Genomic DNA, 18,740 nt, shown 5'->3' with positions numbered 1-18,740 from the left:
TGACGCAAGCCTTTGATTTTGCTTGAGGTCTGTCGCATTGTGCGACCAGCGTCACGGGTATAAACTTTGCGCTCTTTACACAGAGGCCCTTGACGGTTCGCATGAACCGTTCAGTCAGCATGAAACCGATTCAGCTGCCCCTGAGTGTGCGTCTGCGTGATGACGCCACTTTCGTCAATTACTATCCAGGCGCCAACGCCGCTGCACTCGGCTATGTCGAGCGGCTGTGCGAAGCCGACGCCGGGTGGACCGAAAGCCTCATCTATCTATGGGGCAAGGACGGGGTAGGGCGCACCCATTTGTTACAGGCCGCGTGTCTGCGCTTCGAGCAGATGGGGGAGCCTGCTGTTTATCTGCCATTGGCAGAACTCCTCGATGAAGGCATCGAACTGTTTGACCATCTCGAACAGTACGAGCTGGTTTGCCTGGACGACTTGCAGGCCGTGGCGGGCAAGCCGGAATGGGAAGAAGCGCTGTTCCATCTGTTCAATCGTCTGCGTGACAGCGGGCGTCGCCTGTTGATTGCTGCGTCCAAGTCGCCACGCGAGCTGCCGATCAAGCTGCCTGACCTCAAATCCCGCCTGACCATGGCGCTGGTGTTTCAGATGCGTGCGCTGTCCGACGAAGACAAGCTGCGAGCGCTGCAGTTGCGTGCGTCTCGACGCGGTCTGCACCTGACCGACGATGTGGGCCATTTCATCCTCACCCGTGGTACTCGCAGCATGAGTGCGCTGTTCGAGCTGCTGGAACGTCTGGATCAGGCCTCGCTCCAGGAAAAGCGCAAGCTGACCATCCCCTTCCTGAAAGAGACCCTCGGGTGGTAGATCCGGCTCTGCTGAGGCAAACGGCGGCGGCATTGCGCCATGCACAGCGGATTCTGGTAATCACCGGTGCCGGACTTTCAGCTGATTCGGGTTTGCCGACCTACCGTGGCGTAGGCGGTCTCTATAACGGCAAGACTGAAGACGGCCTGCCTATCGAGGTCGCGCTGTCAGGGCCGATGTTGCGTCGCGATCCTGCGCTGTGCTGGCGGTACATTGCCGAGCTGGGCAAGGCGTGTCTGGGAGGTCAACCCAACGTCGCCCATTACGCCATTGCCCAGTTGCAGCGAATCAAACCGGAGTGCTGGGTGTTGACCCAGAATGTCGACGGCTATCACCGTGCCGCTGGCAGCCCACCAGAGCGACTGATTGAAATTCACGGTCAACTCTCGCCGTTGTTCTGCCAATCGTGTGGTGCGACGGATCCGGGTCTCAGCGAGCACTTGCAGCGCCCATTACCGCCGCTTTGCCAGATGTGTAGTGGCGTTTTGCGACCGCCCGTCGTTCTTTTTCAAGAAATGCTCCCTGAAAAAGCCCTCGAAACACTGTATGAACAACTGGCTACAGGCTATGACGCAGTCTTGAGCATTGGCACCACCGCCAGCTTTCCATACATCCATGAGCCCGTACTGCGCACGCGGGTTTCCGGGGGGTTCACGGCTGAAATCAACCCGCAGCCGACCGACCACAGCGCTCAAATGGACGTCTTTTTGCAATGTCGAGCGGCACATGTCATGGAGGAACTCATAAGTCACATGTAGTTCGATTGAATTTGCAAATCACTTTGATAGCGGGCATAGTCTCGCCTTCTTAACAGTTCAGCCACGGTCGTGCCCATGCAAGTTGCTCGCTTCGCACCCCTCGTGCCACTCGCACTCGTTACGTTCCTGTTCGGTTGCTCGGCCAATATGCCGGTTTCACAGCAAAAACAGGTCCAGCCAACACCCCGTTATCAAAACTCGATTACCGCTCAATCCGCAGCTCACCGCGCCGACGCGGCAACCTTGCAGGACGAGTTGGCCACCGAAGAAGAGTTGGTTCAGTTCTCCGATAACAAATCCTACAAATTGCCGGTTCTGGCCGACAGTATCCTTGAGCGTGGCAAGGCCCTGATCGGTACACGTTACCGTTTTGGCGGCACTTCGACCTCTTCGGGTTTCGATTGCAGTGGTTTCATCGGTTATCTGTTTCGCGAAGAAGCTGGCATGACATTGCCACGCTCAACACGTGAAATGATCAACGTTGATGCGCCTCTGGTTTCACGCAACAACCTCAAGCCGGGCGATCTGCTGTTTTTCAGCACTCGTGGCCGTGGTCGCGTAAGCCATGCGGCTATCTACGTCGGTAATGAGCAGTTCATCCATTCCAGCAGCCGCCGTAGCGGTGGCGTGCGTATCGACAGCCTTGACGACGCTTACTGGAACAAAACCTTCATCGAGGCCAAGCGTGCCTTGGCGATGGCGCCAGGTGCAGTAGCTTCCAAGGCTCCAGTGGCAACGCAGACCACTGCGATGACATCGACTACGCTAGAATCAACTGCAGCAAAACGACGTAAATAGCTGTAAATAGTAGAAAGCACAGACAGGCCTATGGCCTGTTTTTGCATTTAGGCTTCCCGGCAGCTCACGCCGCACTCAGATCAGGTTGTTGTGGTTATGTCGATTGCGTTGCGCCTGATGGTCATTTCTCTTGCTGCGTTGCTCGGCGCATGTGCCAGCCCGCCGCCGCCGCAACAGCCCCGGATCGTTCAGCGTCCGGTGGTTACTGCGCCCCCGCAGATTCTTTCTCCGGCTGCCGAAGACGTACTGTTTCGTGCGCTTGGTCTCGTCGGTACGCCTTATCGCTGGGGCGGGAACACGCCCGACTCGGGTTTTGATTGCAGTGGCCTGATAGGCTACGTATATCGCGATGCTGCCGGTATATCGCTGCCCCGGTCCACTCGCGAAATGATCGTTATGGGCGCGCCGAATATTCGTCGCGAGCAACTACAGTCCGGTGATCTGGTGTTCTTCGCCACCTCGGGCGGTTCGCAGGTCTCTCATGCAGGAATCTACGTTGGAGAAGGGCGCTTCGTGCATGCGCCAGCTACCGGCGGTACCGTCAAGCTGGACAGCCTCGACAAGCCTTACTGGCAGAAAGCCTACCTCAACGCCAAGCGCGTGATCCAACCGGCCAACCTGGCGCAGATTCGTCCCTGATTGCTTTGCCTGAAGGCTAAAGCCTTCGCGAGCAAACGAAAAGCCGTCCTGTGGGAGTGAGCCGGGCGGCGCTCCGTTTGCTCACGAAGCGGGCGGTAGGCCCACTGAACATCCCGGCTCGGCCTGAAAATCCAAACCCGGATCAGAATCAAAAAAGCCAAGTCACAGCCTACCCAAAAAAAACAGCGCCTTTCTCCCCCGATAGTCGCTACACCACAGAGCGCGACGCAAGGTGCAGGCTGAGTTCTGGCGCTGATCCGGGGGGGGCAATCGGCAGGGATGCCGATTGAGCTGCACCGGGCCATGGATGGCCCGTTGCAGCGACCGCCGGATCAGTGTCAGGGCGAAGGAATCCGCCGCAGGCGGACCCAACCGGAGCCTGGGGCTTTGCCCACTTTGGCCCCATCAAAATGGGTCGCCGAGGGGCGAAAAGGTGACCCGAGTCGAACACGCAGGTCACTGAACCCACAGTCCAAGACGTTCAAGCCATCGAAGTTTTGAACAACTCACGCTCTGGCGTCGGCGGGTAATCTGATCGTGATGCGGTATCTTCAAATCAGTCTTCGGGGCGGTATATTCACTGAGCATCCCCGCTCGGCCTGAAATTCAAACCCTGATCAGTGTCAGTCCAAAACGTCCAACGACGCAGGTGTTCCTCACAGGCGGTATGAGTCGTGGGAGCTCGTGGCCTGAAGTCCACGCCTCCCACCTGCACATCAGGTTACTTGGTCGACGTCACACGCCAGATCTTGTTGCCGACATCATCAGCCACCAACAGCCCGCCACGATGATCATTGACCACGCCTACTGGCCGCCCCATGGCTTTTTCGTCGCTGTTCAGGAACCCGGTCAGCACATCGACCGGCGCGCCGTTTGGCTTGCCGTTGCTGAAGGGCACGAACACCACTTTATAGCCACTGTGCGGTTTGCGGTTCCAGGAGCCATGCTGACCAATAAACAGGCCTTCGTTGAACGGTGCCGCCAGGGTTTTGCCGTCGGCAAACACCAGGCCCAGCGAGGCGGTGTGCGGGCCTACCGCGTAGTCGGGTGAGATGGCCTTGGCAACCAGCTCCCGGTTCTGGGGTTTGACACGCTCGTCCACATGCTGGCCATAGTAGCTATAAGGCCAGCCATAAAAACCGCCGTCCTGCACTGAAGTCACGTAGTCCGGCACCAGATCGCTGCCGATCTCGTCACGCTCGTTGACCGCCGTCCACAGCTTGCCAGTTTTCGGTACCCAGTCCATGCCATTGGGATTGCGCAGGCCTGAGGCGAAGATTCGGTGGTTACCCGTGGCCGCATCCACTTCCCAGATAGCAGCACGACCTTCTTCCTGGTCCATGCCGTTTTCGCCCACGTTGCTGTTCGAACCGACGGTCACGTACAGCTTGCTGCCATCCTTGCTGGCGATGACGTTTTTGGTCCAGTGGTGGTTCAGCGTGCCGCCCGGCAGGTCGACGACTTTGGTGGCCTGGGCGCTGATGGATGTCTGCCCCGATTCGTATGGGAAGCTGATCAGCCGGTCGGTGTCAGCGACGTACAACTTGTTGCCCACCAGCGTCATGCCGAACGGCGAGTTCAGATTTTGCAGAAAGACCGTGCGGGTCTCTGCGACGCCGTCATTGTTGGTGTCGCGCAGCAGGGTGATGCGGTTGGCGCTCGGTACGCCAGCCCCGGCGCGGCCCATGACTTTTTCCATGACCCAGCCACGAATACCCTTGGAGTCGTCAGGTTTGGCGGGCGAGTTGGTCTCTGCGACCAGCACATCACCGTTGGGCAATACGTAGAGCCAGCGTGGGTGATCCAGATGTTCGGCGAACGCTACGACCTGGGTGCCGGGTGCAGCCACCGGTTTGGCGTCTTTCTCCCAGCCCACGGCGGGTGCAATATTGACGGTCGGAATCAGCGTCTTGTTGGGCTCTGGCAGCTTCGGCGAAGGGCCTGTGCCGTCCGAAACCTGCAACGTCGAAGACTCGCCGCAGGCAGCGAGGCCGCCAGCGAGCAGAAGCAGCACAACGTACTGTGGCCTGAGTTTGAACATGATGAATCTCCGTTGACGGGGCGTGGTCCAGTAACAGATAGAGACACCCCGAACCCCGAGGTTCAATAGTGCGCCGGTATCAGTCGGAATAAGGCGTCTCGCAGAGCCGCATGAAGACTGCACATTCGGGCTGCGGTGCTGATTGACGCTCCCAGCCCAACCCTCTACCCTTCGCGGTTTGCTTCAGGTGCTCTGCAATCTTCGATTGGCAGGGTGAAACAGGGAAGCCGGTGTGGATCCCCGATCCAATCCCGGCGCTGCCCCCGCAACGGTAAATGAGTCAAGGCTGTGCCTGACGCCACTGTGTTTCGACATGGGAAGGCGCGCAGCCGGGGCAACCCGCTCATGAGCCCGGAGACCGGCCTGAATCAGTCAATGGCATCACGGAGGGTGATGCTCTGCGCAGGGCGTTGCCGTGCTGTTCAGTGCTGTCCTTCCGTCTGCTTTCGCGTGCCCTCAAGCGGAGAGCTGAGATGAACGAATCCCCCGAACGCGACGAACGCCATCTGGCGCGCATGCAGCGCAAAAAAGCGGTGATGGACGAGCGTATTGCCAGTTCACCCAACGAGTGCGGGCTTTTGCTGGTGCTGACCGGCAACGGCAAAGGCAAAAGCAGCTCGGCATTCGGCATGCTCGCGCGCGCTATGGGCCATGACATGAAATGCGGTGTGGTGCAGTTCATCAAGGGTCGCAACAGCACCGGCGAAGAAATGTTTTTTCGCCGTTTCCCCGAGCAGGTGCGCTATCACGTGATGGGCGAGGGCTTTACCTGGGAAACCCAGGACCGTCAGCGTGACATCGCTGCTGCTGAAGCCGCCTGGGCTGTTTCCCTCGAAATGCTGCGCGATCCGTCTATCGGGCTGGTGGTGCTTGATGAACTGAACATCGCTCTCAAGCACGGCTACCTTGATCTGGAACAGGTATTGATCGGCTTGCAATCGCGTCCGCCAGAACAGCACGTGGTTGTGACAGGACGTGGCGCCAAGCCCGAACTGATTGATCTTGCCGATACCGTTTCCGACATTGGCGTTATCAAGCACGCGTTTCAGGCCGGTATCCGTGCCCAGAAAGGTATCGAACTGTGAGTGATCGTTCATGAGACCGCCACGTCATTGCCCGGCAGTATTGATTGCGGCACCCGCATCAGGACAGGGCAAGACCACTGTTACCGCTGCTCTGGCACGCCTGTACCGCAACCAGGGGCGCAAGGTCCGCGTATTCAAATGCGGGCCCGACTTTCTCGATCCGATGATTCTGGAGCGAGCCAGTGGTGCGCCGGTTTATCAGCTGGATATGTGGATGGTGGGTGCCGATGAAAGCCGGCGCCTGTTATGGGAAGCGGCGCTTGAAGCGGACCTGATCCTGATCGAAGGCGTAATGGGGCTGTTCGACGGCACGCCTTCCAGCGCCGACCTGGCGCGGCATTTCGGGGTGCCGGTACTCGGCGTGATCGACGGCACCGCCATGGCCCAGACGTTCGGTGCGCTGGCGTTGGGGTTGGCCCGCTATCAGCCGGACATGCCGTTCGCTGGTGTGCTGGCCAATCGTGTTGGCACTGTGCGCCATGCACAATTGCTTGAAAACAGCCTGACCGAAGGCTTGCGCTGGTACGGTGCACTGTCGCGGGAAACCGGCATAGAACTGCCCAGCCGCCATCTTGGACTGGTCCAGGCCAGCGAACTCAACGATCTGGACGTGCGTCTGGACATGGCGGCCGCTGCCCTGGCCAGCACCTGTGAAGTGGCACTGCCACCCGCAGTAACCTTCACCGCGCCCGATCCGATTGTCGCCGAGCCATTGCTTGAAGGTGTGCGCATTGCGATTGCGCGCGATGAAGCCTTTGCCTTTGTCTATGGCGCCAGTCTTGACCTGCTGAGGGCCATGGGCGCGCAACTGACCTTCTTTTCGCCGATTCATGATCGCGAAATTCCGGAAGCCGACAGCCTCTATCTGCCGGGTGGATACCCGGAACTTCATCATGTCGAGCTGGCTGCCAATGTGTCGATGAGCGCTTCGATTCGCGCTCACCATGCAGCCGGCAAGCCGATTTTGGCCGAGTGTGGCGGGATGCTGTATCTGCTGGATGCCTTGACAGATGTTGAGGGCGTGCGCGCTGAGTTGGTGGGTTTGTTGTCCGGTGAAGCTGTGATGCAAAAGCGTCTGGCGGCGCTGGCCTTGCAAACCGTCGTGTTACCCGAAGGCGAGTTGCGTGGGCACACGTATCACCACTCGCTGACCAGCACCGAACTTCAGCCAATTGCACGAGGCATCAGCCCTAACGGCGGGCGCGGCGCAGAGGCTGTTTATCGCGACGGTCGTCTGACCGCCTCCTACGTGCATTTTTATTTCCCTTCCTGTCCGCAGGCCATCGCGGGCCTGTTCAGACCATGAGTGAGCAGGCATTCAGCCCCCAAGAGCGGGCTGCGGTATATCGCGCCATCGCTGAGCGCCGCGACATGCGGCATTTCACTGGCGGTGTCGTGGCGCCCGAGCTGCTGGCCCGTCTGCTGGAGGCCGCGCATCAGGCGCCCAGCGTGGGGCTGATGCAACCCTGGCGTTTCATCCGGATAAGCGATCCGGTGTTGCGCGCGCAAATGCAGGCGCAGGTCGAAGAAGAACGTATCCGTACAGCGCGGGCGCTGGGCGAACGGACCGATGAGTTCATGAAACTCAAGGTCGAAGGTATCAATGACTGCGCCGAGGTATTGGTCGCGGCGCTGATGGAAGGGCGTGAGCAGCATATTTTCGGCAGACGCACCTTGCCGGAAATGGACATGGCGTCGTTGTCTTGCGCCATTCAAAACCTCTGGCTGGCGGCGCGCGCCGAAGGACTGGGAATGGGCTGGGTGTCGCTGTTCGACCCTCACGCGCTGGCCGATCTGCTGAGCATGCCGGAAGGGGCCAAGCCGCTGGCGATTCTGTGCCTTGGCCCGGTGGAGGCGTTTTACCCGGTACCGATGCTGGTGATGGAAGGCTGGGCGCAGGAGCGTCCGCTGAGTGAACTGGTCTATGAAAATCAATGGGGAGTGAGTCAATGAGTGTGGCGCTGTTGAGCGTTGCCGGCGTAGCGCTGGATGCGCTGCTCGGTGAGCCGAAACGCTTTCATCCGCTGGTGGCGTTCGGGCGCTTTGCCGACCGTATAGAACAGCGCTTCAACAGTGGCGGGCGGGGCTGGCGCAGTCACGGCGTCACGGCCTGGTTCATCGCCGTAATCCCGCTGACGCTGATGGCCACCGTGTTGAGCTGGCTTCCTTATATAGGCTGGCTGTTTGAAATTCTGGCTTTGTATTGTGCGTTGGGCATGCGCAGTCTGGGCGAGCACGTCCAGCCAGTGGCGCAGGCCCTGTGCAGCGATGATCTGGACGAGGCCCGGCAGCGGGTGGGTTATCTGGTCAGTCGGCAGACCAGCGACCTGGATGCGACTGAAGTTGCCCGCGCTGCCACCGAGTCGGTCCTTGAGAACGGCAGCGATGCGGTGTTTGCTGCGCTGTTCTGGTTTGTTGTAGCGGGTGCGCCCGGCGTGGTGTTGTACCGCTTGAGCAATACGCTGGACGCCATGTGGGGCTACCGCAACGAGCGTTTCGAGCGCTTCGGCTGGGCGGCGGCGAAGATCGACGATCTGCTCAATTACATTCCGGCGCGGCTGGTGGCGCTGACCTACGCGCTGTTGGGCAAGACCCGACTGGCGCTGCGTTGCTGGCGTACTCAGGGTCCGACCTGGGACAGCCCCAACGCCGGTCCAGTGATGGCAGCGGGTGCTGGCGCACTGGGGGTCGAGCTGGGCGGCGCGGCGATCTATCACGGCGAGCTGCACCAGCGTCCACCGCTGGGCGAGGGTGCGCCCGCTGATGCCGATGCCATTGATCGCGGCTGGCAACTGGTGCAACGCGGTGTCTGGCTGTGGTTGCTGGTGCTCTGCGTCGGGGCTGAATTCTATGCTTGAGCACGGTGGGCGGTTGCGTGCAGCAGCGCATCATTACGGGATAGATCAGGCAGACTGGCTGGACTTGTCCACCGGCATTGCGCCGTGGCCTTGGCCCATCCCGGAGATTCCTGTGCAGGCCTGGGCGCGTCTGCCGGAAACCGATGACGGTCTGGAAGCAGCGGCATGTACATACTATGGCGTGCCACATTTGCTGCCAGTATGCGGCTCACAGGCGGCGATCCAGGCACTGCCTCGGGTGCGCAGGGCAGGTCGGGTGGGTGTGTTGTCGCCGTGCTACGCCGAACACGCGCACGCCTGGCGCCAGAGCGGTTTTGTAGTCCGTGAAGTCGTGGCTAATGAGGTCGAATACTTCCTCGACAGTCTTGATGTGCTGGTCGTGGTCAACCCCAACAACCCGACGGGCCTGCACCTCGGCGCCGATAAGCTGCTGGAGTGGCACGCGCGTCTGGCTGAGCGCGGTGGCTGGCTGGTGGTTGACGAGGCGTTCATGGATAACACGCCGGGCATGAGCCTGGCCGCCGAAACGTGGCGCATTGGTCTGGTCGTGCTGCGCTCGTTCGGCAAGTTCTTCGGGTTGGCCGGGGTGCGACTGGGCTTTGTTCTGGCCGAGCCCGGGTTGCTCAAGCGACTCGCGCAGGAGATCGGTCCGTGGTCAGTCAGCGGGCCGACCCGGATCCTCGGCCAGGCGTGTCTTGTTGACCGTGAAGGCCACGCGCTTCAACGGCTGCGCAGTGAGCAAGCCAGTGAGCGACTGGTGGCATTGCTCAGCGAGTATGGCCTGACGCCGCAAGGCGGTTGCGCACTGTTCCAATGGCTGATCACCCCCGAGGCACGCGCCCTTTATGAGTTCTGTGCCCGACGCGGCGTGTTGCTGCGGCTGTTTGCGGGCGATACGCCCGAGTCCGGCAGCCTGCGCTTCGGTCTGCCGCGTGATGAGGCCGACTGGTTGCGTCTGCACAACGTTCTGCTTGAATACCGCAAGGAATTTCCATGGCCACGCTGATGGTACAAGGCACCACTTCCGACGCTGGCAAAAGTACGCTGGTGACCGCGCTGTGCCGCTGGTTGACCCGTCAGGGCATCAAGGTGGTGCCGTTCAAACCGCAAAATATGGCGCTCAACAGTGCCGTGACGGCGGATGGCGGTGAGATCGGCCGCGCGCAGGCGGTACAGGCTCAGGCCTGCTACCTTGAGCCGCACACCGACATGAACCCGGTGCTGCTCAAACCCAACAGTGACACCGGCGCGCAAGTCATCATTCATGGACGCGCAGTCACCACCATGAATGCCGTGGCCTACCATGGTTACAAAGAGATCGCCATGCAGGCGGTGCTGGAGTCGCATCGGCGGCTGGGTCAGGCCTACCCAGTCATCATGGTCGAAGGTGCAGGCTCGCCCGCCGAGATCAACCTGCGCGCCAACGACATTGCCAACATGGGCTTCGCCGAGGCCGTCGATTGCCCGGTGCTACTGATCGCCGATATCAATCGTGGCGGCGTCTTCGCACATCTGGTCGGCACGCTTGAGCTGCTTTCACCCAGTGAGCAGGCGCGGGTCAAGGGCTTCATTATCAACCGTTTTCGCGGTGACATCGCCCTGTTGCAACCTGGCCTGGACTGGCTGGAAGCGCGCACGGGCAAGCCGGTGGTCGGCGTGCTGCCCTATGTCATGGACCTGCACCTTGAAGCCGAAGACGGTCTGGACCAGCGCCAGACTGACAAGGTGGAGCGAGTTCTCAACGTCGTGGTACCTGTGCTGCCGCGTATCAGCAATCACACCGACTTCGACCCATTGCGCCTGCACCCGCAGGTCAATCTGCAATTCATCGGCCCGGGTCAGGCGATACCGCCTGCGGACCTGATCATCCTGCCCGGCTCGAAAAGCGTGCGCAGCGACCTGACGTATTTGCGTGCCAATGGCTGGGATGTGGCCATCGAAAGGCATCTGCGTTATGGCGGCAAGCTGATGGGTATTTGTGGCGGTCTGCAGATGCTCGGTCAGCAACTGCATGACCCACTGGGCCTGGAGGGGGCGGCGGGTTCAAGTCCCGGTTTCGGGCTGCTGGAAATGAGCACCGTGCTGGAGTCCGAGAAGCAACTGCGCAATGTGCGCGGGCACCTTACGCTTGAGGATGCCGAGGTCAGCGGTTACGAGATCCATGCCGGTGTCACCACCGGTATGGCACTTGAGCAGGCGGCGGTGCGTTTGAGTGATGGGCGTTGCGATGGTGCGCAGAGCGCCGACGGACAGATCCTTGGCACCTATCTGCACGGCCTGTTCGAGTCGCCTGCCGCATGCAGCGCACTGTTGCGCTGGGCTGGCTTGCAGGACGTGCAGGACGTCGACTATCACGCCCTGCGTGAACGCGACATCGAGCGACTGGCGGATCTGGTGGAAAAGCATCTGGACGGCAAACTGTTGCGTGAGCTGTGTGGCCTGGAGGCTGACTGAATGCTGCAATTGATCTTGGGCGGTGCTCGCTCGGGCAAAAGCCGCCTGGCTGAGAAGCTGGCTGCAGAGTCTTCACTCAGCGTGTTGTATATCGCCACCAGCCAACCGCTGGATGGCGAAATGAATCAGCGCGTGGCGAGCCATCGTGCGCGCCGGCCTGATCATTGGGGGCTGGTTGAAGAGCCTGTCGAGCTTGCAAGAACGCTGCGCGAAAACGCAGCGCCAGACCGCTGCCTGCTGGTGGATTGCCTGACATTGTGGCTGACCAATCTGCTGATGCTCGACGATCCGCAGCGCCTGGAGCACGAGCGTCAAGCGCTGCTCGACTGTTTGGCCGGGCTGCCCGGCGAGGTCATTTTTGTCAGCAACGAAACCGGGCTTGGCGTTGTGCCAATGGGTGAGCTGACCCGCCGCTACGTCGACGAAGCCGGTCTGCTGCACCAAGCCTTGGCCGAACGCTGTCAGCGAGTGGTGCTGACGGTTGCCGGCCTGCCCCTGACTTTGAAAGGAACCGCCCTATGAGTAATTCCTGGTGGCTCAAGCCCGCTCAGGCTATCAACGTGCCGGTGCGCGAAGCCGCGCTGGCCCGTCAACAGCAGCTGACCAAGCCGGCCGGATCGCTGGCGCAGCTGGAAAAACTCGCGGTGCAGCTCGCCGGTCTGCAGGGCCGTGAGCGCCCGGCAGTCAATCAGTTGTGGATCGCGATCTTTGCCGGTGATCACGGGGTCGTGGCTGAGGGGGTTTCTGCGTATCCGCAGGAAGTCACCGGCCAGATGTTGCACAACTTCGTCAACGGCGGCGCAGCCATCAGCGTATTGGCGCGTCAGCTTTCTGCGCAGTTGGACGTGGTGGACCTGGGGACGGTGTCGACCATGGACTTGCCTGGCGTGCACCATCTGCGAATCGGCGCAGGCACTGCCAATTTCGCCAAGGGCCCGGCCATGACTGCCGAGCAAGGGTTGGTTGCCTTGCAGGCTGGACGCGACAGTGTGTTGCGTGCCAAGGCCGTCGGCACCGAGTTGTTTATCGGTGGCGAGATGGGAATTGGTAATACCACGGCTGCCAGTGCCGTTGCCTGTTCGGTTCTCGAGTGCGCCGCACCATTGCTGGTGGGGCCTGGTACGGGTCTGAACGCCGAAGGTATCGCGCACAAGACGCAGGTGATCGAGCGCGCCCTTGCACTGCACATAGAGCAGGCGGGCGACCCGCTGCAAAGCCTGTTCTGCCTCGGTGGTTTCGAGATCGCCGCGCTGGCCGGGGCTTATCTGGCCTGTGCGCAGGAAGGCATTGTGGCGCTTGTAGACGGTTTCATCTGCAGCGTCGCCGCGTTGGTGGCGGTGCGGCTCAATCCATCGTGCCGCGATTGGTTGCTGTTCGGCCATCGCGGGGCCGAGCCGGGTCATCGTCACCTGCTCGAAGCCCTGCAGGCTGAGCCGTTGCTGGACCTTGGCTTACGACTTGGCGAGGGCAGCGGTGCCGCGCTGGCTGTGCCGCTGGTGCGCCTCGCCTGTGAACTGCACAACGGGATGGCAACGTTTGCCGAAGCTGCCGTGGCGGATCGTCCCGCATGACCTTGCACCTGGACCTTCTGCGCCACGGTGAAACCGAACTCGGTGGCGGTATGCGCGGCAGTCTGGACGATGCGTTGACATTGCTCGGTTGGCAACAGATGCGCCTGGCGGTGGCCGAGGCAGGTCCCTGGGACCGCATTGTCAGCTCGCCGCTGCAGCGTTGTGCCCGGTTTGCCGAAGAGTTGGCGCAACAATTGTCGTTGCCTATGCAGCTCGAACCTGGTCTGCAGGAACTGCATTTCGGCGACTGGGAAGGCAAGAGTGCTGCGCAGTTGATGGAAACCGACGAGAAAGGCCTTGGCCTGTTCTGGAACGATCCTTATACCTTTACTCCACCAAACGGCGAGCCTGTCGAGGTCTTTTCACGCCGCGTTCTTGATGCGGTGCAACGGCTGCACCAGTCATATGCGGGCGAGCGAGTGCTGCTGGTCAGTCATGGTGGGGTGATGCGACTTTTGCTGGCGCAGGCGCGTGGTTTGCCGCGTGAGCAGTTGTTGCAGGTCACCGTCGGTCATGGCGCGCTGTTGTCGATCAGGGTTGCAGCGAACTGCATGTTGGCGGAGGCCTGACATGTTGCCGTTCTGGATCGCCTTGCAATTTCTCAGCAGCTTCCCGGTCCGTTTGGCAGGCATGCCTCGGCCTGAAGAGCTCGGACGCTCATTACTGTTCTACCCACTGGTAGGCGTGCTGTTTGGCGCGGTATTGATGGCGCTGAATGCGTTGCTCAGTGGCGCACCGTTGATGCCGCATGCGTCGCTGCTGCTGGGCGCCTGGGTGCTGTTGAGCGGCGGCCTGCATCTGGATGGTCTGGCCGACAGCGCAGACGCGTGGCTGGGTGGCTTTGGTGATCGCGAGCGCACCCTGACCATCATGAAAGACCCGCGCAGCGGCCCGATTGCGGTGGTGGTGCTGGTTATAGTGTTGCTCATCAAGTTCACGGCGATCCTTGCGCTGATCGAACGTCATGACGGTATCGGCCTGCTACTGGCGCCGCTGATCGGGCGCAGTGCGATGCTCGGTCTTTTTCTGGGTACGCCCTACGTGCGCGCAGGCGGTCTGGGGCAGGCGCTGGCCGACCACTTACCACGACCGGCAGGCCGTCAGGTGCTGTTTGTCAGTATGGTGGCATGCCTGCTGCTGGCAGGCTGGGCCGGACTGACAGCAGTCTTTGCTTCAGTGCTCGGTTTTTTCTGGCTGCGACACGTCATGGTACGGCGATTGGGTGGTACCACCGGCGATACTGCGGGTGCACTGCTGGAATTGCTTGAAGTCGTGGCATTACTGGCATTAGTGCTGTTTTGAGCGAGTGTCGCGTGCAATTGACAAGGCTGTCAGCCAAGGCGTAATTTTGCCGCTTGTAATTTGCGGGCATATCCACGCATTTTCACTCAGGGAGCACAATAATAATGACATCGGTCTGGCGTACCAGTGGCTGGATACTGCTGGGGAGTGCGTTGATTCTGGCATTGTCCCTGGGCACGCGGCATGGATTCGGTCTGTTTCTGGCACCCATGAGCGCCGATTTCGGATGGGGTCGTGAAGTGTTCGCCTTCGCCATCGCCTTGCAGAACCTGATGTGGGGCCTTGCGCAGCCATTTGCTGGCGCCATGGCGGACCGCTTTGGTGCGGCAAAGGTTGTCTTCGTTGGTGGTGTGCTGTACGCCGTGGGCTTGCTGTGCATGAGCATGGCTGACTCTCCGTTGAGCCTGTCATTGAGCGCCGGTCTGCTGATCGGCATCGGCCTCTCGGGCACTTCTTTCTCGGTCATTCTCGGTGTTGTGGGTCGTGCCTTGCCTGCTGAAAAACGCAGCATGGGCATGGGTATCGCCAGTGCCGCAGGCTCCTTCGGCCAATTCGCCATGCTGCCCGGCACGCTGGGCCTGATCGGCTGGCTGGGCTGGTCAGGCGCGTTGCTGGTGCTGGGCGTCATGGTGGCGCTGATCCTGCCCCTGGTGGGCATGCTCAAGGACAAACCGACTGTTTCTGTGGGTGTTCAGCAGACGCTGGGTGAGGCATTGCGCGAGGCCTGCACGCACTCGGGGTTCTGGCTGTTGGCGTTGGGCTTCTTTGTCTGCGGTTTTCAGGTGGTGTTCATCGGTGTGCATCTGCCGGCTTATCTGGTGGATCAGCATCTGCCAGCCAAGGTCGGCACCACGGTGCTGGCGCTTATCGGTCTGTTCAATATCTTCGGCACCTACACAGCCGGCTGGCTGGGCGGGCGCATGTCCAAGCCGCGTCTGCTCACGTGGCTCTACCTGCTGCGTGCAGTGGTGATCGCGCTGTTCCTGTGGGTTCCGTTGAGCCAGACCACTGCCTACTTGTTCGGCGTGGCGATGGGGCTGCTGTGGTTGTCCACCGTCCCGCTGACCAACGGTACCGTCGCGACGCTGTTCGGGGTGCGCAATCTATCGATGCTTGGGGGTATCGTGTTCCTGTTTCACCAGTTGGGTGCATTCCTCGGCGGCTGGCTGGGTGGGCTTGTGTATGACCACACCGGGAGTTATGACTTGATCTGGCAAGTATCGATACTGCTCAGTCTGTTGGCTGCAGCCCTCAACTGGCCCGTGCGCGAACGTCCGGTGGCGAGGCTGCAGGCGCAAGGTGGTCTGGCGTGAGTAAACGCCTGCCGTTGCTGGTGGCGCTCTGCCTGGGCGCTGTCGTGCTGATGCTGGTCTGGTGGGCGTGGCAGCATGTTGGCCTGGGGGCGCTGCAACTGGGCATGGGCGCGTGCTAGGCAGAACGGCTTGCACGGAGTAGCGTGTCGGACGACAACACTGCCTTTCAGGGACGCCTCGATGAACACTCGCTTTCTTTCAATCCCTCTGCTGTTGCTGGCCATGAGTGGCGCGGCGCTGGCTGCCGATTGTCCGCCATTGCTGCAGGGCGAGCTGCCCAAGTTGCGTGCCAAGGAAAATATCGACCTGTGCAAGCGTTTCGCCGGCAAACCGTTGGTGGTGGTCAACACCGCCAGCTTCTGTGGTTTCGCGCCTCAGTTCAAAGGACTGGAGGAGCTGAGCCAGCGTTACAAGGGGCAGGGCCTGGAGGTACTGGGCGTTCCGTCAAACGACTTCAAGCAGGAAGCCAAGGACGGTGAAGAGACCGCGAAGGTGTGTTATGTCAATTATGGTGTGACGTTCACCATGACCGAGCCCCAGGCCGTGCGCGGTGATGACGCGACCCATCTGTTCAAGGTATTGGCCGAGCAAAGCAGTGCGCCGCGCTGGAACTTTTACAAGTATGTGGTAGATCGGCAGGGTAATGTCGTCGCCAACTTTTCTAGCATGACCAAGCCGGATGATCCCGAGTTGATCGCTGCCATCGAAAAGGCAATTGCCTCCAGGCCATAACGCTTTCAGTGGCTATTTTTCAAGCCATGCTCTGCATGCCAGAAGGCACATGAAAAAGCCCGCGACCCCTTGAGGGGTCGCGGGCTTTTTTTCAGCCGGTCTGTCGCAAATCAGAAGCGATAGGTGACCGAGGTACCCACGCCGTGGGCGGTGTTGCGATAGTCCGCGCTGTAAGAGCCCTTGGTGGCGCTGGTATCGCGGATCTTGGCTTCATCTTCACGCAGGTAGGAGTACGCCACATCGATGGTCAGATCGTCTGTAGGGCTCCAGCCGGCACCGAAGCTGATGATCTTGCGATCGCCAGTCGGAATGCGCGGAGAGCGGTTGGTGTTGTTGGCGGGCGACTGGTCCACCGAGAAGCCGGTGCGCAGTGTCCATTCCTTGTTGACCTTGTACGAAGCACCAATGGCGTGTGCCCAGGTGTCGTGCCAGTTCTGGTCTTCGGTGATTTTGCCGATAGCGCCGGTTGAACCACCGAGCAGAGCCGGAACGCCGTCGTTGTTGACGGTGATGTCTTCCAGGCGGCTCCAACGGGTCCAGGTACTGCCCGCGTAGACGGTCCAGTTTTCATCAATCTGATGGGTGACGGAGAAGTCCACCGACTCAGGCGTGGAGATATCCAGAGAGGCATCATACTTCTGGCCGCCAAACGGACCAAAACCCGAGCCTTCGACCTTGGTCTTGCCTTCAAGTTTGTAATCGACCTTGGAGTGGTAGGTCAGGCCCAGGCGCGTGCTGTCGGTAGCCTGTACCAGAACGCCGACATTGAAGCCCAGCGCAGTGTCGTCGCCTTCGATCTTGACCTTGCCATCGTTGCGGCCTGGTGTTGCGGCGTTCAACGTGGAGGAGGTCAGTTCACCATTGATATGGTTGATGGTCGGACCGAAACCGATGGAAACCTTGTCGTTGAACGCGTAGCTGACGGTCGGCTGGAAGGTCACAACCTGTACGTGGCTCTTGTCACCCCAGTAACGGCCAGCGAAGCCGCTTTCATAATCGGTCACCAGACCAAACGGGACATAGACGCCCAGACCGAATGCCCAGTGATCATCGATGGGTTTGACGTAGTAGCCCATCGGGACGCCAACTACGGGAACCATGTCACCGTCGTTGCTGCCACCGAAGGTGCCACGGCCGTTGTCGATGTTGGTTTTTGCGATCACGGCAGCGGCGCCAGCGCTGACTTCTTCACGCTTGAGGCGGGACATGCCGGCAGGGTTGCCGAAGACGGTGCTTGCATCATCGGCTGACGAGGAGCGACCGGCGAACCCGGTGCCCATGCCGCTGATACTTTGTTCGTTGAGTGCGAAGCCGGCAGCAAACAATTGGGAGGAGGCGAGGCCGATTGCCAGACCGAGCGTTGTCCTGTTCATTACTTTTGTCATTATTTTCATTATTAGAACTCCTAGGTGATCACCGGTCGGAAATTACCAACATTTTCGATGGCGCGCTATAGGCTGTATGGCCCGAGATAGAGCTATTCTTGTAGGACAATCCGTATATTGAGAGGCGATTTTTCCCTTTCTTGAAGTTCCGATGTGTCACTCATGCGCGCAAATACAGCGGAGCGACACTGGCGTTCCAGCAAGCGACAAAATCTCTGATTCGTCCCTGAGGTTGAAAAACTGTTCGCCATATTCTCGCCATTGCGATTGGATCGGTTTCTTCGGGCAAAGAAACGCGCTCAGCCTCAATCATCATCCAGGCGATGGCGGTGGCGTAACGCAGATTCACGGTGAGTTCCAGGTGTGGACCGCTAAGAAACGCATGTTGGCTGGCGAGCCCTCTGACCCTGCTGGCGAGCTCTGGGTCCAGTGCCAGGTATTCATCCCATAGTTGCCGATGTCGCAACTCCGGGATGCGGTACAGACCATGACCGCGGCGGCTGTCGAGTTCTGCGCCCAGGGCAGACTGACAAGCGGCGATGCCCAACAGTAATGATTCAGCGCAGGGGCTGCGGCAATCCAGATAGACAAGGGTCGGGCGAATGACGTGACGGCACAATTCTATGGCTGCAATACCCATGATACGGTCTGCTCGCGATAAGTGACCGAAAGGCTCGGGCGCGGATGGCGTCATGTGAGGCGGGAGGGCCTTCGGGGGCGATCTCGGGTCGCCTGACTTGAAGTGTAGTATCAGATTTACAGTGTAACGGCCTGTTTATAAAACATTTGCGACGACAGGTAACCGCGCACCGGTGGACGACTTATAAGGGGCTTTCACGGGTCGCCTTTATGGAAGGCAATAAAAAGCCCCGCTCGTTGGGCGTAATGCTGTTCACTTAAGCGGAGCAGCCTTACGGTCCACTGGGTACCGGGTTTTAGAAATCTTCACCGTCCTTGGCCTTCCCGGCCTTGGGCGGTAA

At 60.2% G+C, this 18,740-nt stretch carries 20 protein-coding genes and 1 riboswitch; of the genes, 17 read left to right on the top strand and 3 right to left on the bottom strand.

Annotation, left to right across the window (positions count from 1 at the left end; translation table 11 throughout):
• Positions 1 to 119: 119 nt before the first annotated feature.
• From hda to KDX37_RS20810, 4 genes are all read left to right on the top strand, one after another.
• Complete coding sequence (hda, locus tag KDX37_RS20825) at positions 120 to 824, top strand: DnaA regulatory inactivator Hda (protein WP_231654939.1); 705 nt, start codon at positions 120 to 122, stop codon at positions 822 to 824.
• Positions 818 to 1,582, top strand: coding sequence for an NAD-dependent deacylase (locus KDX37_RS20820; RefSeq protein ID WP_231654703.1), 765 nt, complete (start codon positions 818 to 820; stop codon positions 1,580 to 1,582). The genes hda and KDX37_RS20820 overlap by 7 nt, the downstream gene beginning before the upstream one ends.
• Before the next feature lie 75 nt (positions 1,583 to 1,657).
• Positions 1,658 to 2,380, top strand: coding sequence for a C40 family peptidase (locus KDX37_RS20815; RefSeq protein WP_231654701.1), 723 nt, complete (start codon positions 1,658 to 1,660; stop codon positions 2,378 to 2,380).
• A gap of 96 nt (positions 2,381 to 2,476) precedes the next feature.
• Positions 2,477 to 3,019, top strand: coding sequence for a C40 family peptidase (locus tag KDX37_RS20810; protein WP_231654689.1), 543 nt, complete (start codon positions 2,477 to 2,479; stop codon positions 3,017 to 3,019).
• A 721-nt stretch (positions 3,020 to 3,740) separates the two neighbouring features.
• Here KDX37_RS20810 and KDX37_RS20805 read toward each other — a convergent pair.
• The gene (locus KDX37_RS20805; protein ID WP_231654688.1) at positions 3,741 to 5,060 is read right to left on the bottom strand and encodes a PQQ-dependent sugar dehydrogenase; all 1,320 of its coding nucleotides are present in this window, start codon (positions 5,058 to 5,060) and stop codon (positions 3,741 to 3,743) included.
• Between the two features lie 168 nt (positions 5,061 to 5,228).
• Positions 5,229 to 5,441: riboswitch (cobalamin riboswitch) on the top strand.
• A gap of 92 nt (positions 5,442 to 5,533) precedes the next feature.
• Between KDX37_RS20805 and cobO the strand changes: the two genes are divergently transcribed.
• The 13 genes from cobO to KDX37_RS20745 all read left to right on the top strand — a co-directional run bounded on the left by cobO (position 5,534) and on the right by KDX37_RS20745 (position 16,375).
• The gene (gene cobO / locus KDX37_RS20800) at positions 5,534 to 6,145 is read left to right on the top strand and encodes a cob(I)yrinic acid a,c-diamide adenosyltransferase (RefSeq protein WP_231654687.1); all 612 of its coding nucleotides are present in this window, start codon (positions 5,534 to 5,536) and stop codon (positions 6,143 to 6,145) included.
• Between the two features lie 10 nt (positions 6,146 to 6,155).
• Entirely contained in the window at positions 6,156 to 7,451 is a 1,296-nt protein-coding gene (locus tag KDX37_RS20795; protein WP_231654686.1) for a cobyrinate a,c-diamide synthase, read from the top strand.
• Positions 7,448 to 8,098 carry a 5,6-dimethylbenzimidazole synthase gene (gene bluB, locus KDX37_RS20790; RefSeq protein WP_231654684.1) on the top strand — a complete coding sequence of 217 codons (651 nt, stop codon included), beginning with the start codon at positions 7,448 to 7,450 and terminating at the stop codon, positions 8,096 to 8,098. Before KDX37_RS20795 ends, bluB begins: the two co-directional genes overlap by 4 nt.
• Entirely contained in the window at positions 8,095 to 9,003 is a 909-nt protein-coding gene (gene cbiB, locus KDX37_RS20785) for an adenosylcobinamide-phosphate synthase CbiB (RefSeq protein ID WP_231654676.1), read from the top strand. Before bluB ends, cbiB begins: the two co-directional genes overlap by 4 nt.
• Positions 8,996 to 10,009: a threonine-phosphate decarboxylase CobD gene (cobD, locus tag KDX37_RS20780; RefSeq protein WP_231654667.1), complete on the top strand. Its 1,014-nt coding sequence runs from the start codon at positions 8,996 to 8,998 to the stop codon at positions 10,007 to 10,009. Before cbiB ends, cobD begins: the two co-directional genes overlap by 8 nt.
• The gene (locus tag KDX37_RS20775) at positions 9,997 to 11,457 is read left to right on the top strand and encodes a cobyric acid synthase (protein ID WP_231654651.1); all 1,461 of its coding nucleotides are present in this window, start codon (positions 9,997 to 9,999) and stop codon (positions 11,455 to 11,457) included. The genes cobD and KDX37_RS20775 overlap by 13 nt, the downstream gene beginning before the upstream one ends.
• Complete coding sequence (cobU, locus tag KDX37_RS20770) at positions 11,458 to 11,979, top strand: bifunctional adenosylcobinamide kinase/adenosylcobinamide-phosphate guanylyltransferase (protein WP_231654649.1); 522 nt, start codon at positions 11,458 to 11,460, stop codon at positions 11,977 to 11,979.
• Positions 11,976 to 13,028 carry a nicotinate-nucleotide--dimethylbenzimidazole phosphoribosyltransferase gene (gene cobT, locus KDX37_RS20765; protein ID WP_231654647.1) on the top strand — a complete coding sequence of 351 codons (1,053 nt, stop codon included), beginning with the start codon at positions 11,976 to 11,978 and terminating at the stop codon, positions 13,026 to 13,028. The genes cobU and cobT overlap by 4 nt, the downstream gene beginning before the upstream one ends.
• On the top strand, positions 13,025 to 13,597 hold the full coding sequence (gene cobC, locus KDX37_RS20760) for an alpha-ribazole phosphatase family protein (protein ID WP_231654646.1): 573 nt from the start codon (positions 13,025 to 13,027) through the stop codon (positions 13,595 to 13,597). Before cobT ends, cobC begins: the two co-directional genes overlap by 4 nt.
• Position 13,598: 1 nt before the next feature.
• The gene (locus KDX37_RS20755; protein WP_231654639.1) at positions 13,599 to 14,330 is read left to right on the top strand and encodes an adenosylcobinamide-GDP ribazoletransferase; all 732 of its coding nucleotides are present in this window, start codon (positions 13,599 to 13,601) and stop codon (positions 14,328 to 14,330) included.
• Positions 14,331 to 14,434: 104 nt separating this feature from the next.
• The gene (locus KDX37_RS20750; protein WP_231654637.1) at positions 14,435 to 15,643 is read left to right on the top strand and encodes an MFS transporter; all 1,209 of its coding nucleotides are present in this window, start codon (positions 14,435 to 14,437) and stop codon (positions 15,641 to 15,643) included.
• Positions 15,640 to 15,762 carry a hypothetical protein gene (locus tag KDX37_RS29450; protein WP_264759336.1) on the top strand — a complete coding sequence of 41 codons (123 nt, stop codon included), beginning with the start codon at positions 15,640 to 15,642 and terminating at the stop codon, positions 15,760 to 15,762. Before KDX37_RS20750 ends, KDX37_RS29450 begins: the two co-directional genes overlap by 4 nt.
• 61 nt (positions 15,763 to 15,823) lie before the next feature.
• On the top strand, positions 15,824 to 16,375 hold the full coding sequence (locus KDX37_RS20745; protein WP_231654630.1) for a glutathione peroxidase: 552 nt from the start codon (positions 15,824 to 15,826) through the stop codon (positions 16,373 to 16,375).
• Positions 16,376 to 16,485: 110 nt separating this feature from the next.
• Here KDX37_RS20745 and KDX37_RS20740 read toward each other — a convergent pair whose 3' ends face one another.
• Together KDX37_RS20740 and KDX37_RS20735 are read right to left on the bottom strand one after the other, a co-directional pair.
• Complete coding sequence (locus KDX37_RS20740) at positions 16,486 to 17,760, bottom strand: OmpP1/FadL family transporter (RefSeq protein ID WP_231654937.1); 1,275 nt, start codon at positions 17,758 to 17,760, stop codon at positions 16,486 to 16,488.
• A 160-nt stretch (positions 17,761 to 17,920) separates the two neighbouring features.
• A complete protein-coding gene (locus KDX37_RS20735) occupies positions 17,921 to 18,400 on the bottom strand; it encodes a hypothetical protein (protein WP_231654628.1) in 480 nt (159 codons plus the stop codon).
• Between the last annotated feature and the right edge of the window lie 340 nt (positions 18,401 to 18,740).

Source organism: Pseudomonas californiensis (genome assembly GCF_021147775.1).
Lineage (GTDB): Bacteria > Pseudomonadota > Gammaproteobacteria > Pseudomonadales > Pseudomonadaceae > Aquipseudomonas > Aquipseudomonas californiensis.
Note: the sequence above shows the minus strand (reverse complement) of the source record. Positions and strands in the feature narration are given on the sequence as shown.